The following is a 13,986-nucleotide window of genomic DNA, read 5'->3' as shown; positions in this document are numbered from 1 at the left end:
GCCGGTCTTGAATCTTTACCTGCCCATTGCTGAAATCTCGGTCAATGCCTTCATTCTGATCGGCATGGGGGCAGCCGTGGGCTTTCTGTCCGGCCTGTTCGGCGTGGGCGGCGGCTTCCTGATCACGCCGCTCCTGATCTTCTACAACATCCCTCCCGCGATCGCCGTGGCCACCGGCGCCAACCAGGTCATCGCCTCGTCCTTTTCGGGGGCATTGGCGCACTACAAGCGCGGCACGGTCGATATCAAGCTGGGCCTGATGCTTTTGATCGGCGGTGCGGCCGGCTCGGTCGTCGGCGTCTGGCTGTTCACGCTGCTCCGACGCCTCGGCCAGCTCGATCTTGCCGTATCGCTGCTCTACGTCGTCATGCTGGGTACGGTGGGCGGCCTGATGCTGGTGGAAAGCGTGCAGGCGATGCTGCGTGTCCACAAGGGCGGTTCGGGGGAAATTCGGCACGCCTCGCACCACAACTGGGTGCAGAAAATGCCGCTGAAGATGCGGTTCAAGCGCTCCAAGCTCTACGTCTCCATCATTCCGGTTCTAGGCATCGGCTTCGTGATCGGCGTGCTGGCCGCCATCATGGGCGTCGGCGGCGGCTTCATCATGGTACCAGCGATGATCTACCTTCTGCGCGTGCCAACCAGCGTGGTCGTCGGCACGTCGCTCATGCAGATCATGTTCACCGCCGCGGTGACGACCGTCCTGCAGGCCGCATCAAACCAGACGATCGATATCATGCTCGGCTTCCTGCTGATGGTCGGCGGCGTTGTCGGCGCCCAGTTCGGTGTCGAGGCGGGCCGCAAGCTGCGCGGCGACCAGTTGCGTGCGCTCCTGGCGCTGCTCGTCATCGCCGTGGCCGGCCGCCTCCTGGTGGAACTGGTCGTGACCCCCGCCGAGCTGTATTCCATCAGCCTGCCCAGCGGGGTGCGGGAATGAGGGCGATCCTCGCCGCACTGGCCCTGCTTCTGGCGGCTGCCGCGCCCGCCGCCGCGCAAACCCCGACCGAGGGGTTCGAGATCGGCCTGTCGACGGACACGATCACCGTGGGCACCAATTTCGGGGGATCGCGGCTCGTGGTCTTCGGGGCGCTCGACAATGCCGACACGCGGGTATTGCGGCAGGGCCGCTACGACATCGTGGTCGTGCTGGAAGGGCCGAGGCGCAACGTCGTGGTGCGCCAGCGCGACCGTGTCTTCGGCATCTGGATCAACCGCGGGTCCGAGCGGTTCGACAATCTGCCGCAATCCTACGCGCTGTCGTCCAGCCGGCCCCTGCGTGACACGGCAGCCGCCAGCGTACTGCAACAGCTGAACATCGGGCCGCGCAACGAAGTGCTGCGTGCCCAACGCAGCACCGACGACACGACGGCCGAAGCCGACGACTACGCCAACGCCATGCTGCGCCTCAAGGAGCAGAGCCGGCTTTACTCCGTTTCGTTCGGCACCATCGAATTCGTCAGCCAGACGCTTTTCCGGGCAACGCTGGTGTTGCCGCCGGACCTGCCGGTGGGACGGCATCTGGTGCGCGCCTACCTGTTCCGCGAAGGGCAGTTCATCCGCGAGCGAAGCGAAGAGCTGTGGGTGCGAAAGACGGGCCTTGAAAACGAGGTGTCGACCTTCGCCGCCAATTACGGCGCGCTCTATGGCCTGCTGGCCGTGGCGCTTGCCGTTGCGACCGGCTGGTTCGGCCGCGTCCTCTTCAAGCGGGACTGACCTCAGCGACAGAGCGCGGCGAAGGAAATCGGAAAGATACCGGACAGCCCGACCACGTAGGCGCGGCCGAGCTCCGGCGCGAACATGCCGGCAAAGGCATGTCCCAGGACGTTCATCCCGCCCGTCGTCACACCGAAGGATGGCATGATCAAGCGTCGTCCATCGGTGGCGAAGCAGGCCGAGCGCACCGTGCGTCCGCGGGACGCCACCTTGGCCACCGGATGCAGATGCCCCGCGATCTCGCCCGCACCGGCCGCGATGCCCGGCTCGTGGCGGAAATGCAGTCCCGCCACATGGGCAACCCCCAGCGTCCGGCCACCAACCGAAGCCGGCGGCTCCGGGTCGTGATTGCCGGTGATCCAGGTCCAGTCGCGCCCGGACATCAAGGCCAGAAGCTGCTGCCGGAACGGCGCCGGCATGTATGCCGCGCCGTGCGTATCGTGGAAACTGTCGCCCAGCGAAACGACATGCGACGGCTCGTACCGGGCGATCACGCCGGCCAGCAGGGCAAGCGTCGCCGCCGTGTCGTAGGGCGGCAGCATCATGCCGCGCCGCGCGAAGGCGGCGCCTTTTTCAAGGTGCAGGTCGGACACCACCAGGAGCCGGTGCGCCGGCACGTAAAGCGCGCCCGTCGGGTCGCAGACGAGGCGCTCGCCATTCACCTCTGCCTCGGTGCCCGGTTGCTCCGCCAGTCGGAAGCGGCGCTGGATCATGTTCATCGACAAGGCTCGTGCATGGTGATTCGCGGTCGTTGCGTTAACCATACCGGATTTGCGGCTCAAGTGAGGGCAGGCGCGCGTCACCCGAGCGCCTGCGCCACCAGCTCGGCCTCCATGACTTCGCGAAGGACCTCGTCCCGCGCTTCGCCCTCGATGCGCTCGCGGCCGATCTCCAGCATGATCGGGACGGCCAGCGGCGATATCTGGTCGAGGTCGCGATGCACGATATGGTGGCGGATACGGCCAAGGAGGTCGGAGACGCGACGCACGTCGAGAAGGCCCGTCGCCGCGTCCTCCCAGGTGGCGCGCAACAGGATATGGTCCGGCTCGTGGCCGCGCAGGACATCGTAGATGAGGTCAGCCGAAACGGTAACCTGCCGCCCCGTCTTCTCGGCGCCGGATTGCCGCCGGTGGATGAGCCCGGAAATTTCGGCGCATTGGCGGAAAGTGCGCTTGAGCAGCCAGGAATCGGCCATCCAGTCCTCGAGGTCGTCGCCCAGCATGTCCTCGTCGAAGAGGTCGGCCAGATCCAGCAGGCCGCCACGGATCATCCGGCCCATGTCGGCGGCGCCCCAGATCGACAGCGAATAATCGGTCGCGACGAAGCCCAGCGGTTTGGCGCGTGCGCGTTCGAGGCGCCGTGTCAGGAGCATGCCGAGAGTCTGGTGGGCGAGGCGCCCCTCGAACGGATAGGCGACGAGATAGAAGCGGTTGCCGTTGGGAAACGTCTCGATCAGAAGGTCGTCCGGGCCGGGTATGAGGGACTTGGTCTTCTGGATTTCCAGCCAGGAGGACACCTGTTCCGGCAAGGCGCGCCAGCGGGCGGGATCAGCCAGCATCTCGCGCACCCGGGCGGCCAGGAAGGTGGTGAGCGGAAATTTGGAGCCGCCATAGTAGGGAATCTTGGCTTCCTCGCCATCGGGCGCCCGGGTGACGAGGCACTCCATTTCGTGGATACCCTCGAAGCGCAGCACCGTGCCGGCAAACAGAAACGTGTCGCCGGGCGACAGCGTCTCCAGGAAGTTTTCCTCGATCTGGCCCAGCACCGGCCCGCCGCGCGCGATGGCGGCGCGCGTACGGCGCCTGATGACGCGCACTTTCAGGTTGTTGGCCTCGATGATTGTGCCCGCGTTCAGGCGGTAATCCTGGGCGACGCGCGGATGCGTGATGCGCCAGGTGCCGTCCTCCGTCTGGCGAATGCGCGCATAGCGGTCGTACACCTTCAGCGCATAGCCGCCGGTGGCCACGAAATCCACGACACGGTCGAATGTCTCCCGGTCAAGTGCCGCATAGGGAGCTGCGCTGCGGACCTCGTCGAACAGATCGTCCGCATGAAACGGCGCCGCAACGGCCATGCCCAGAACATGCTGCGCCAGCACGTCCAGCGCCCCGCTTCGCAGGGGCGGGGTGTCCTGATCCCCCAGATAGTTGGCATCCAGCGCCGCCTGGCACTCCATGACCTCGAACCGGTTGGCCGGCACCAGGATGGCGCGCGACGGCTCGTCCATGCGGTGGTTGGCGCGGCCGATGCGCTGGGCAAGCCGGCTGGCGCCCTTGGGCGCGCCGACATGGATGACGAGGTCGACATCGCCCCAGTCGATGCCGAGATCCAGCGTCGATGTGGCGACGACGGCGCGCAACTGGTTGGCCGCCATGGCGCTTTCCACCTTGCGGCGCTGCTGCACGTCCAGCGAGCCGTGATGCAGCGCGATCGGCAATGTCTCCTCGTTGATGCGCCAGAGATCCTGGAACAGGAGCTCGGCCTGGCTGCGCGTATTGACGAAGAGCAGCGTCGTCCTGTGCCGCCGGACGGCCTCATAGATTTCCGGAATGGCGTAGCGCGCCCGATGCCCCTGCCAGGGAATGCGCGTCTCGGACTGCAGGATCGTGATCTGCGGCCGCGCGCCGCCCGCAACGGTGATGAGATCGGCCATGGGCGCTTCGCTGCCGGGCCGCTGGCCGACGAGCCAGCGTTGCAGTTCCCCCGGTTCGGAAACGGTGGCCGAAAGACCGATCGTCTGCAGGTCGGGACGCAGCTTGCGCAGCCGCGCAAGGCCCAGCGAAAGGAGATGGCCGCGCTTGGACGTAACCAGCGAGTGCAACTCGTCGAAGATCACCGTCTTCAGATCGGAAAAGAAAGCTTCCGCGTCCTTGGATGCGATCAGCAGCGCCAATTGCTCGGGCGTCGTGAGGAGGATGTCCGGCGGACGCAGCTTCTGGCGCTGGCGACGGTGCTGGCTGGTATCGCCGGTGCGCGTCTCGATCTCGATCCTGAGGCCCATCTCTTCCACCGGGGCGGCAAGATTGCGCTGGATGTCCGTGGCGAGCGCCTTGAGTGGCGAGATGTAGAGCGTGTGGATGCCGGGTGCGCGGGTGCCCGGCTTGCGCGGCGTGCGGCGCGACAGGTCCACCAGCGACGGTAGGAAGCCGGCCAGCGTCTTGCCGGCCCCGGTTGGCGCGATCAGCAGCACGGATCGCCCATTCTCGGCCAGGCCGAGAAGGTCCAGCTGATGGGGACGCGGTGTCCAGCCCTTGCCGGCAAACCATGCGCGGACTGTTTCGGGCAGGCGCAGGCCGGCGTCGTTGGCGGGGTGTATCGTCACCGCCTCAACATAGGATCGGGCAGCGATGCCGCCAAGTCAGGTGGCGAGGTATCGATCGGTCCGGTGGTTGATCGCCAGAAAGGCGTTCAGCACGATGGCGCCGAGAACCGAGTAGGCGATGGCCCGGGGCGATATGACGGCAAAGGACGTGGCAAGGACCAGAAGGTCGGTTGCCATCTGCGTCACGCCGGCGCGCCAGCCGAACCTGTCCTGGAGATAGACGGCAAGAATGCCGACGCCGCCCGCGCTGGCCCGATGGCGGAACAGCGCCAGAAGCCCGAACCCGACCAGAAGGCCGCCGAGGCAGGCGCCCAGCAGCGGCTGGATATGGTCGAACCGCAGATAGGACGGCGCCACGGCCGTCATGAGCGACAGAAGCGCCACGCCGAAGGCCGTCTTGATGGTGAAGGCGCGGCCCATGCGGCCGACGGCGAGTGCGTAAAAGGGAAGATTGACGAGAAAGAAGACGAGCCCGTAATTCCAGCCGCCGGCATAATGGATGACGAAGGCCAGTCCTGCCGTGCCACCCGTCAGGAAGCCGAGTGCCCCCAGCATCGACAGGCCGAGCGCGGTCAGTACGGTCCCCGCCAGGATGCCGAATGCATCTTCCCATATCGTGTGGCGGGTGGGCGTCGGGCTCCAGTTGCCGAAGCGGTGGGCCCGCTGCGCTTCCTGAACGACAGGCGGACGATCGGTATCCAGCGTCGCCATGCTCCACCTCTTTCGCACGTGCGAACAGGCTATAACGCAATGCACATTTGTTCAATATGGCCGTCAGGCGCAACCGCACAAATACAGGATGCCGTGAACGTCGGCTCCCCTGTCCTGGCGAAGGACGGTCCGGCATGTTTCCACCACCCGCATGCCCGCCAGGGTCAATTCCGCCTCGATATAGTCGGGCGCATGGGAGTAGCGCAGCGTTGGCCACAGGCTGTAGCCGGTGCCCTCGGCTCCCGCCTCCACGGAGAAGGCGAAGCGGCCGCCCGCCGTCATCAGCGAGCGCACCAGGCGAAAAGCCGGAGCAAGGTCGCCGATGTAGATGAGAACGTCGGCAGCCGTGATGAGATCGTAGCGCCGGGCGCGGATTTCGGCCGGCGGGTCGCAGAGATCGGCCTGGCAGAGCAGGTCGTAGATGTGCTTCTGCCGCGCATGCGACAGCATCCGATCGGACAGGTCGAGGCCGTCCAGGCGGCTGGCCCGGGCACCGATCCGCTCCCCCATGAGGCCGGTTCCGCAACCGAGGTCCAGGACTGCGCCGAGGGGGTCCGCACCGGCCAGCATCGCCACGATCGCCTCGGGAACGCTGTAGGACAGCCGGTCCACCAGCGCCGTCTCGAAACGGTCGGCATACTGGTCGAAGAGGCTGGCGACGAAGGCCGGGGGCGGGCTGTCCGGAACGGGCGCCTGGCCCAGCGCGGCGAGCTTCAGCCCGGCGCCGTAGACATCTTCCCCGCCATCGGAGAGGAGTTCCCGGTAGATGTCGGCGGCCGCATCGTGCTGCCCGGCGATCTCCAGATATTCGCCGAGGCGCAGCCGGCCCAGCGGCCAGCGGGGGGTCAACTCGAGCGCCTGGCGCATCAACTCCATCGCAGTGTGGACATCGCCCGCCTGCGCATAATGTTCTGCATATTCGGCACGGCGGTCGGCGCGCGCGTCGCCGGAGCGATGACGGTGTTGGAACACGGGCTCTGTCGAAAGAATTGACGTGATGCATATGGCGTGCGCGCGCTGTCCGGCGCAAGCAATTTCAAATGGTCGGATACGAACCGGGAGTATGCATGGCGGCCTACGAGACCCTGCTGAGGCCGACGGAGGAGGGCCTGTATTGCCCACCCGGCGATTTCCATATCGATCCGGTGCGTCCGGTTGCCCGTGCGCTGGTCACGCACGGTCATGCCGACCACGCGCGACCGGGCAATGGGGCCGTGCTGGCCACCCGCCGGACGCTGGACATCATGGCGCTGCGCTACGGCGCCGATTTTGCCGGCCAGCGACAGGTCGCCGACTGGGGAACGCCGATCACCATCGGCGACGTCACCGTGACCTTCCACCCGGCCGGACATGTCCTCGGCTCTGCCCAGATCGCCGTGGAGCACAAGGGCACCCGCATCGTCGCCTCCGGTGATTACAAACGAACGGCGGATGCGACGTCCGAACCCTTCGAGCCGGTACCATGCGACGTCTTCATCACCGAGGCGACCTTCGGCCTGCCGGTGTTCCGCCATCCTTCCGGCCGGCACGAGATCGGCAGGCTTCTGGAGTCCCTGCGGCAATTTCCGGAGCGCGCGCACGTCGTCGGTGCCTATGCCCTCGGCAAGGCGCAACGCGTGATCCGCATGATCCGCGACGAAGGGTACGACGCCCCCATCTACATCCACGGGGCGCTCGTGCGGCTATGCGAGTATTATGCGCAGGAGGGAATTGACCTCGGTCCGCTCTTGCCGGCCACGCTCGGCAAGGGGCAGAAGGGCGAATTCGCCGGCGCCATCGTGGTGGGCCCGCCCTCGGCTTTTGCCGACCGATGGGCGCGGCGCTTTCCCGATCCGGTCGCCTGTTTCGCCAGCGGCTGGATGCAGGTGCGCCAGCGGGCCCGCCAGCGCGGTGTGGAGCTGCCGCTGGTCATCTCCGACCATTGCGACTGGGACGAGCTGACCGACACCTTGTCAGAGTTGAAGCCGGATGAAACATGGGTCACCCATGGCCGCGAGGAAGCCCTGGTGCGCTGGTGCGAGTTGCAGGGGATGCGGGCCCGCCCGCTTCACCTCGTCGGCTACGAGGATGAAGGTGACTGAGAGCCGGCCGACCCGGTGGTCGCGAGATTGATGGTGGCGTGATCCCCGATCACATAGGAGACGAGATGGCCGGCATAGTATGCCGACCCCTCCGCCGAGGCGTGGAACCCATCGCGCGAGAACCCCGCCGGCTCGACGCGGGGCAGGGTGATGGACGGGATTGCCCCGCGCTCGTGGCACAGGCGGGTACCCAGCCGACGGAACATGTCCGCCCGCATTTCCAAGACGGCGCCGATGCCGCGTGGAAGGGCGGGCACGCGGCGCATGTCCACCGGTGGAGACCACACGATCCGCGCCTGCGGCCAGCGGGCCCGCAACGCGTAGAGGAGGCCGCCGAAACCCTTCTTGAAGCGTCGCAGGCCATGAAAATTCTTGACGTCGTTGGTGCCGACCATCAGCACGATGTGGGTGAAGGCCTCGCGGGCGATGTTGGGCACGACATAGTCGCGCAGCTCCGCCGATACCGCGCCGTTGGAACCGATCGCACGCCAGGCGACCGTCAGGCCCGACACGGCATGGAGGCGCTCGGCCAGCCGCACGGCCAGACTGTCTTCCATGCGGTCGACGCCGACGCCCGCGGCGGATGAGTCGCCAAGCACCAGCAGCCTTATATGCGGGCTTTCGGCATGCGGCCCGAAATAGCCCGCCAACGGCCCCTCCGGCGGACGCAGCCTTTCGATGCGCCGGCGGATCCGGGCGCCTTGCCAGACATAGACCGGAAACATCAGCCACGTCAGAAAGGCTTTCCACATCAGTGACTTCCTTGTATCGAGCGGCACGAAAACGGGGCCGGCAAGGCCGACCCCGACAGTATAGGCTTCATTTGCATGACGGGTGCATGAAACTTCCGTCAGGCGCCATCAGGCTTTGAGGGCGTCGACCCCGGGCAGGGGCTTGCCTTCCATCCATTCGAGGAAGGCGCCGCCTGCCGTGGAAACATAGGTGAACTCGTCCACGACGCCCGCATGGTTGAGGGCCGAAACCGTATCGCCGCCGCCCGCGACGGAAACCAGGTGCGCGTTGCGTGTCCGCTCGGCCGCGTGCCTGGCCGCCGCGACGGTGGCTGCGTCGAACGGGGTGATCTCGAAGGCGCCGAGAGGACCGTTCCAGACCAGGGTGCGGGCTTTGGAGATCCACTCCTTGATCTGCCCGGTGCTGGCCGGCCCGAGATCCAGGATCATGGCATCGGACGGCACCCTGTCGACCGATACGGTCTCGCTTGGTGCATTGGCCTTGAACTCGCGTGCGACGACCGCATCCACCGGCAATAGCACCACGCATCCCGACCCTTCGGCCGATTTCAGGATGGAGCGGGCGGTATCGGTGAGGTCATGCTCGCACAGGGATTTGCCGACATCCTTGCCGAGCGCGGCCAGGAAGGTATTGGCCATGCCGCCGCCGATGACGAGGCAGTTCACCTTGGTCACGAGGTTGGACAGAAGGTCGATCTTGCTGGAGACCTTCGCGCCGCCGACAATGGCGACCACCGGGCGGGCCGGATCGCCGAGGCCCTTTTCCAGCGCGTCCAGCTCGGCCTGCATGGCACGGCCGGCGTAGGAGGGGAGATGATGGGTGATGCCCTCCGTCGAGGCATGGGCGCGATGCGCCGCCGAGAACGCGTCGTCGACATAAAGGTCACCAAGACTGGCGAGGCTGGCGGCGAAGGCGTCGTCGTTCTTTTCCTCTTCGGGGTGGAAGCGCGTGTTCTCCAGCAGCAGCACGTCGCCATCGGCCATGTTGGCGACGATGCCTTCGGGGATCGGCCCAACGCAGTCTTCGGCGAAGCCCACGGGCTTGCCAAGCTTGTCGGACAGGGCCCCTGCAACCGGCTCCAGCGACTGGGCTTTGTCGACCTTGCCCTTGGGACGCCCGAAATGCGCAAGCAGAATGACCTTGCCGCCTTTGCCTGCGATCTCCTGGATGGTCGGCAGCACCCGGTCGATGCGCGTCGTATCGCTGATCCTGCCGTCCTGCATGGGCACGTTCAGGTCCACGCGGACAAGAACGCGCTTGCCCGCCAGGTCGACGTCGTCCAGCGTCTTGAAAAGGGTCATGCGGTCCTCCGTCGGGCCCGGCCTCAGCCGCCGAGCCGCTTGAACAAGGTGGGGTAGTCGAGCACCAGCCCGTCTTCGTCGACGGGCAGGTCCGCGGTAAATGTCCGGTCCGCAGCCTGGTAACGATACAGGCGCGCCGGCGTCAGGCAGGTGTAACGCTGGCCGTCCACGACCGGCTCGAAGCTGTCGAACGGCACGTAGACCATGGACAACTCGACCGTGCCATGGTCGGGCGTCAGCCCGAGCCTGCGGATGGGCAGCGTGTTGGTGAAGGGCGTTCCAGCCAGATCGACGTCGATGCAGCCGGCGAGGTCGGGCAGCGCCGTGCCGTCCGCGGTGCGCCAGTTGCCGTTCCCGTCCGACTCCAGTGCAAGCCGGCGGCCATCCGTGACCGCCAGCCCGAGGCGGCGTATCGTCCAGCCGGCATCGCAGTCGATCCGGTAGGACACGCCGTAGGTCTTGCCACCGCGCGCGCCGATGACGACGCCGCGCGCCGTGATGCCGCCGGCAGCGGCGGGCCGCAGGCTGAGCTGCTCCAGCCCGTCTCCATCGAGCGGGCGCCAGCGAACGTCACATGCGCGCGGCGGGGCGAACACGATCAGGCCTTGGCGAGGGCCACGGCCGTATCGGACATGCGGTTGGAGAAGCCCCATTCATTGTCGTACCAGGACAGGATGCGGACCAGCGTGCCGTCCATGACCTTGGTCTGATCCATGTGGAAGACCGAGGAGTGGGCGTCGTGGTTGAAGTCGTGGCTGACATTGGGGAAGTCGGTGTAGCCCAGAATGCTCTTGAGCGGCCCGTCGGCGGCGGCCCGGATGGCCTGCTGCACCTCTTCCACCGTGGTGGCGCGCTTGGCCACGAACTTGAAGTCCACCACCGAGACATTCGGCGTCGGCACGCGGATGGCGACGCCATCCAGCCGGCCCTTGAGCTCGGGCAGCACCAGCGAGACGGCCTTGGCCGCGCCGGTGGAGGTGGGGATCATGGACAGCGCCGCGGCGCGGGCGCGATACAGGTCCTTGTGCATCGTATCCAGCGTCGGCTGGTCGCCCGTATAGGAGTGGATCGTGGTCATGAAGCCCTTGTCGATGCCGATGGCATCGTTGAGGACCTTGGCCACGGGGGCGAGGCAGTTGGTGGTGCAGGAGGCATTGGAGACGATCCTGTCGTCTCCGGTCAGCGTCTGGTGGTTGACGCCGTACACGATCGTCTTCTCTGCGCCGGCAGTGCCGGAAAGCGGGCCGGAGATCAGCACCTTGCGAGCGCCGGCCTCCAGGTGCGCGCCGGCCTTCGCCGGATCAGTGAAGATGCCTGTGCACTCCATCGCGACGTCGATGCCGAGCTCTTTCCAGGGGAGGTTCTTCGGGTCGCGCTCGGCGGTCACGCGGATCGGGCCGCGTCCGACATCGATCGTGTCGCCGTCTACCTTGACTTCGCCGGGGAAGCGTCCGTGCACGGAGTCGAAGCGGATCAGGTGCGCATTCGTCTCGACCGGGCCGAGATCGTTGATGGCGACCACCTCGATATCGGTCCTGCCCGATTCGACGATCGCCCGAAGCACGTTGCGACCGATGCGGCCAAATCCGTTGATGGCGACGCGAATTGCCATGTCTGTCCTCCTTGGAACCTTCGCCCCGGAAACCGGAGCATGCCGGCGCAGTGGATGGCCGGCCCGTAGCGCCAAGCTTCTTAGAGCATTCGAGCGCCGGGTGGGAACCAAAATTGCGGGTTTTTCTGGGCTCGCGGCGGAAAAATGCGGCACTCCATCCATTCAACCGATTAGGAAGCGCCGCGCGGAAAGCCTGACTTATTCCGGCCTTTCGCCGCATTTACCGCGTCCAAGGACCGTCCAAAAGAATCGCTTGTCGAAAGGGCGCGCTTCTCATCGCGCCTCAGGTGATTTACAAATCTGCCATCGGCTTGCTGCCCGGCATTCATGAAGGCCATCGGCCACGACGTCGCGGGCATGAGGGGGTATTTGACGCACATGGAGGACCAGACGACGCTGGCGGGCGCCTCGGCACGATTGCAGAGGGCGTTGGAGCGCCTCGAGCAGGCGAGCGACAGGGTCATCGAGAACGGCGCTTCCATGACCGTCGACGAGGAAATCCAGCGCATGACCGCCGATCGCGGTCGCCTTGCAGGGGAACTGGACGCCTGCATGTTGAAGGCCGGGCGGCTGGAAGAGGCGAACCGCGAAGTGTCCCGGCGGCTCGTGGCCGCCATGGAGGCGATCCGGCAGGTCATGGAACAGAGGCGCGGCTGACGGCACGGCCGCACAGTGTCGTTTGCGTAACGGGGGATGACGATGCCACAGATCGTGGTGACCATCGACGGCAAGGCCTATCGCATGGCCTGCGCGGAAGGCGAGGAAGACCATCTTCTTTCGCTCGGCGCGGAGCTGGACGAGCGCGTCGTGGGACTGCGGTCGAGCTTCGGCGAGATCGGAGACCAGCGCCTGACCGTGATGGCCGCCATCATGACGATGGACGAGTTGTCCGAGACCAGGGCCCGCCTTTCCGCGCTCGAATCCGAGATGGCATCGCTGCGCGAGGCGCAGGATAAATCGCGCAACGGCCGGGAAGTGCTGATCGAAACCATGAACGGCATGTCGGAAGCCATCGAGCGCGTGGCGCTGAAGCTGGAGCGCGCCGGCGAAAAACGATGACCGCCAGCCGGCACCCACTGGCAAGCTGCGCGCGGCACCGCTATATTGGTTGGCGACGGGCTGCACGGTACGACAGGGATAACTTTTCCTCGGGGCCTTAGTCATTCCGAAGGGAGCTGTCCCTGCCCTGGTCCGTGGACTGGGGCACACGGCGCCCACCTACTCTGTAGGTTCCCGGGATCGACTTTCTCATCGGCCGAGGTGGCTCGTCACTCCCTCATCTTCTTTCCATCCGACGAGCGGTGATGCGGCGTGCGGCAATCCTTGCGTGAAGAAAAGGCGATCGTGCGTGAACTCGGCCTTCGACGCCGCGACGCGCTGTCCATCGAAGCGCGGGCCTTGGCGTCCGCCGCGATCAACGACCGCCTTCTGACCATGCTCGGCGACCGCCGGATTTTATCCGCAGCGGGCTACCTGCCGATCCGCTCGGAGGTCGATCCGCAACCGGCGATGGCTGAGCTTGCGGCGCGCGGCATACCTGTCGCCGTACCGGCCATCGTCGATGGCGATCTGGTGTTCCGCCGCCTCGACGGTGCCGAGGGCATGGAGCGTCAGGGCTTCGGCACCTATGCCCCCGGCCCGGACGCCGAGCAACTCCATCCGGACCTGTTGATCGTTCCCCTGGCCGCCTTCGACAGGGCGTGCGGGCGCTGCGGCTACGGCAAGGGCTTCTACGACAGGGCCATCGCCCGCCTGGCGCAAGGCGGCAGGCTTCTGGCCATCGGCGTGGCCTTCGACGCCCAGAGGGTGGATCACGTGCCGATGGACGCGCATGATCGTGCGCTGGACATGATCGTCACGGAAAGCGCAGTACACCACCCGTCGACAGCACCTGGCCCCTGAAGGCAACGCCGCCCGCCGCCGCCTCCGGCCGTGGAGCGGCAAACACCTGCGCCCAGTAATTCCGGCCGCCATCCGCCCGGCGCGCGCCGGCAAATCCGATATGCACGCTATTGGGGTTCAACAGGTTCCTGCGGTGTCCGGGCGAGCCGATCCAGCCACGCATGGCGGCTTCGTAATCGGCATATCCCCGACCGATGTTCTCCGCGGTCGTCGACCACTCGTAACCAGCCGCCGAGACGCGTCCTGGCAGGCGTCCGCCTGCTGTGTGGCTGAGCGTGTCGGAGGCGGCCATCGCCTCGGCCTGGATGCGTGCGGCCTGCATCAGCCGCCCATCGATGGAAAGGGGCGGCAGGCCGTTGGCGGCACGAAACCGGTTGGCGCTGGCCAATGCCGCGCCGTCCGCGATCGGCAGTGCGACCGTATTGGAACCGCCTGCCATGGGCCCCGCGCAGCCGGCGAGGAGGGCGGCGCAGCCCGCCAGTACGAAGGCGCGCCGCGACATGCCGCCGAACGCCGACCAATCTGTTTCTTTCACGTTGCCTCCTATCTGGCGTACTGGAAGGCAAGAATGACACGAATCGGGCAAGGGGG

At 66.4% G+C, this 13,986-nt stretch carries 15 protein-coding genes and 1 other RNA gene; 7 read left to right on the top strand and 9 right to left on the bottom strand.

Features of this window, described 5'->3' with window-relative positions:
- Positions 1 to 7 precede the first annotated feature (7 nt).
- Entirely contained in the window at positions 8 to 937 is a 930-nt protein-coding gene (locus IGS74_RS16675; RefSeq protein ID WP_192387582.1) for a sulfite exporter TauE/SafE family protein, read from the top strand.
- A complete protein-coding gene (locus IGS74_RS16670) occupies positions 934 to 1,713 on the top strand; it encodes a TIGR02186 family protein (protein ID WP_192387580.1) in 780 nt (259 codons plus the stop codon). Before IGS74_RS16675 ends, IGS74_RS16670 begins: the two co-directional genes overlap by 4 nt.
- Before the next feature lie 2 nt (positions 1,714 to 1,715).
- Here IGS74_RS16670 and pdeM read toward each other — a convergent pair whose 3' ends face one another.
- The 4 genes from pdeM to IGS74_RS16650 all read right to left on the bottom strand — a co-directional run bounded on the left by pdeM (position 1,716) and on the right by IGS74_RS16650 (position 6,718).
- On the bottom strand, positions 1,716 to 2,432 hold the full coding sequence (gene pdeM / locus IGS74_RS16665; protein WP_192387578.1) for a ligase-associated DNA damage response endonuclease PdeM: 717 nt from the start codon (positions 2,430 to 2,432) through the stop codon (positions 1,716 to 1,718).
- Between the two features lie 80 nt (positions 2,433 to 2,512).
- Complete coding sequence (locus IGS74_RS16660; protein ID WP_192387576.1) at positions 2,513 to 5,035, bottom strand: ligase-associated DNA damage response DEXH box helicase; 2,523 nt, start codon at positions 5,033 to 5,035, stop codon at positions 2,513 to 2,515.
- A 36-nt stretch (positions 5,036 to 5,071) separates the two neighbouring features.
- Entirely contained in the window at positions 5,072 to 5,746 is a 675-nt protein-coding gene (locus tag IGS74_RS16655; RefSeq protein ID WP_192387575.1) for a YitT family protein, read from the bottom strand.
- A gap of 63 nt (positions 5,747 to 5,809) precedes the next feature.
- A complete protein-coding gene (locus IGS74_RS16650) occupies positions 5,810 to 6,718 on the bottom strand; it encodes a methyltransferase (protein ID WP_246722618.1) in 909 nt (302 codons plus the stop codon).
- A 95-nt stretch (positions 6,719 to 6,813) separates the two neighbouring features.
- On the opposite strand from IGS74_RS16650, the gene IGS74_RS16645 reads away from it, so the two are divergent.
- Positions 6,814 to 7,827 (top strand): ligase-associated DNA damage response exonuclease, encoded by a 1,014-nt coding sequence (locus tag IGS74_RS16645; protein ID WP_192387574.1) that lies wholly within the window; start codon positions 6,814 to 6,816, stop codon positions 7,825 to 7,827.
- Here IGS74_RS16645 and IGS74_RS16640 read toward each other — a convergent pair.
- From IGS74_RS16640 to gap, 4 genes are all read right to left on the bottom strand, one after another.
- Positions 7,806 to 8,579: an SGNH/GDSL hydrolase family protein gene (locus tag IGS74_RS16640; protein WP_192387573.1), complete on the bottom strand. Its 774-nt coding sequence runs from the start codon at positions 8,577 to 8,579 to the stop codon at positions 7,806 to 7,808. The two genes, IGS74_RS16645 and IGS74_RS16640, sit on opposite strands and share 22 nt — an antisense overlap.
- A 108-nt stretch (positions 8,580 to 8,687) precedes the next feature.
- Positions 8,688 to 9,881, bottom strand: coding sequence for a phosphoglycerate kinase (locus tag IGS74_RS16635; protein ID WP_192387572.1), 1,194 nt, complete (start codon positions 9,879 to 9,881; stop codon positions 8,688 to 8,690).
- Between the two features lie 23 nt (positions 9,882 to 9,904).
- A complete protein-coding gene (locus IGS74_RS16630) occupies positions 9,905 to 10,477 on the bottom strand; it encodes a putative glycolipid-binding domain-containing protein (protein WP_039191793.1) in 573 nt (190 codons plus the stop codon).
- 2 nt (positions 10,478 to 10,479) lie between these two features.
- Entirely contained in the window at positions 10,480 to 11,493 is a 1,014-nt protein-coding gene (gene gap / locus IGS74_RS16625; RefSeq protein WP_192387571.1) for a type I glyceraldehyde-3-phosphate dehydrogenase, read from the bottom strand.
- Positions 11,494 to 11,871: 378 nt separating this feature from the next.
- Between gap and IGS74_RS16620 the strand changes: the two genes are divergently transcribed.
- The 4 genes from IGS74_RS16620 (at position 11,872) to IGS74_RS16605 (ending at position 13,395) form a co-directional block, all read left to right on the top strand.
- Positions 11,872 to 12,150, top strand: a complete 279-nt coding sequence (locus IGS74_RS16620; protein ID WP_039192853.1) for a DUF4164 family protein — start codon at positions 11,872 to 11,874, stop codon at positions 12,148 to 12,150.
- A 42-nt stretch (positions 12,151 to 12,192) separates the two neighbouring features.
- Entirely contained in the window at positions 12,193 to 12,552 is a 360-nt protein-coding gene (locus IGS74_RS16615) for a cell division protein ZapA (protein ID WP_039192857.1), read from the top strand.
- 54 nt (positions 12,553 to 12,606) lie between these two features.
- Positions 12,607 to 12,764: non-coding RNA, 6S RNA (gene ssrS, locus IGS74_RS16610), on the top strand.
- A gap of 73 nt (positions 12,765 to 12,837) precedes the next feature.
- Positions 12,838 to 13,395: a 5-formyltetrahydrofolate cyclo-ligase gene (locus IGS74_RS16605; RefSeq protein ID WP_246722615.1), complete on the top strand. Its 558-nt coding sequence runs from the start codon at positions 12,838 to 12,840 to the stop codon at positions 13,393 to 13,395.
- Here the strand turns inward: IGS74_RS16605 and IGS74_RS16600 are convergent.
- Positions 13,349 to 13,930, bottom strand: coding sequence for a CAP domain-containing protein (locus IGS74_RS16600; RefSeq protein WP_192387569.1), 582 nt, complete (start codon positions 13,928 to 13,930; stop codon positions 13,349 to 13,351). The genes IGS74_RS16605 and IGS74_RS16600 overlap by 47 nt on opposite strands.
- Positions 13,931 to 13,986 lie beyond the last annotated feature (56 nt).

The sequence above is a fragment of the Aureimonas sp. OT7 genome (genome assembly GCF_014844055.1).
GTDB lineage: Bacteria > Pseudomonadota > Alphaproteobacteria > Rhizobiales > Rhizobiaceae > Aureimonas > Aureimonas altamirensis_A.
Note: the sequence above shows the minus strand (reverse complement) of the source record. Positions and strands in the feature narration are given on the sequence as shown.

Excerpts from the sequence above, each read along its gene's own strand:
- IGS74_RS16670 (WP_192387580.1), top strand. The coding sequence starts at position 934 with ATGAGGGCGATCCTCGCCGCACTGGCCCTGCTTCTGGCGGCTGCCGCG.
- pdeM (WP_192387578.1), bottom strand. The coding sequence starts at position 2,432 with ATGAACATGATCCAGCGCCGCTTCCGACTGGCGGAGCAACCGGGCACC.
- IGS74_RS16655 (WP_192387575.1), bottom strand. The coding sequence starts at position 5,746 with ATGGCGACGCTGGATACCGATCGTCCGCCTGTCGTTCAGGAAGCGCAG.
- IGS74_RS16645 (WP_192387574.1), top strand. The coding sequence starts at position 6,814 with ATGGCGGCCTACGAGACCCTGCTGAGGCCGACGGAGGAGGGCCTGTAT.
- IGS74_RS16640 (WP_192387573.1), bottom strand. The coding sequence starts at position 8,579 with ATGTGGAAAGCCTTTCTGACGTGGCTGATGTTTCCGGTCTATGTCTGG.
- IGS74_RS16635 (WP_192387572.1), bottom strand. The coding sequence starts at position 9,881 with ATGACCCTTTTCAAGACGCTGGACGACGTCGACCTGGCGGGCAAGCGC.
- gap (WP_192387571.1), bottom strand. The coding sequence starts at position 11,493 with ATGGCAATTCGCGTCGCCATCAACGGATTTGGCCGCATCGGTCGCAAC.
- IGS74_RS16620 (WP_039192853.1), top strand. The coding sequence starts at position 11,872 with ATGGAGGACCAGACGACGCTGGCGGGCGCCTCGGCACGATTGCAGAGG.
- IGS74_RS16615 (WP_039192857.1), top strand. The coding sequence starts at position 12,193 with ATGCCACAGATCGTGGTGACCATCGACGGCAAGGCCTATCGCATGGCC.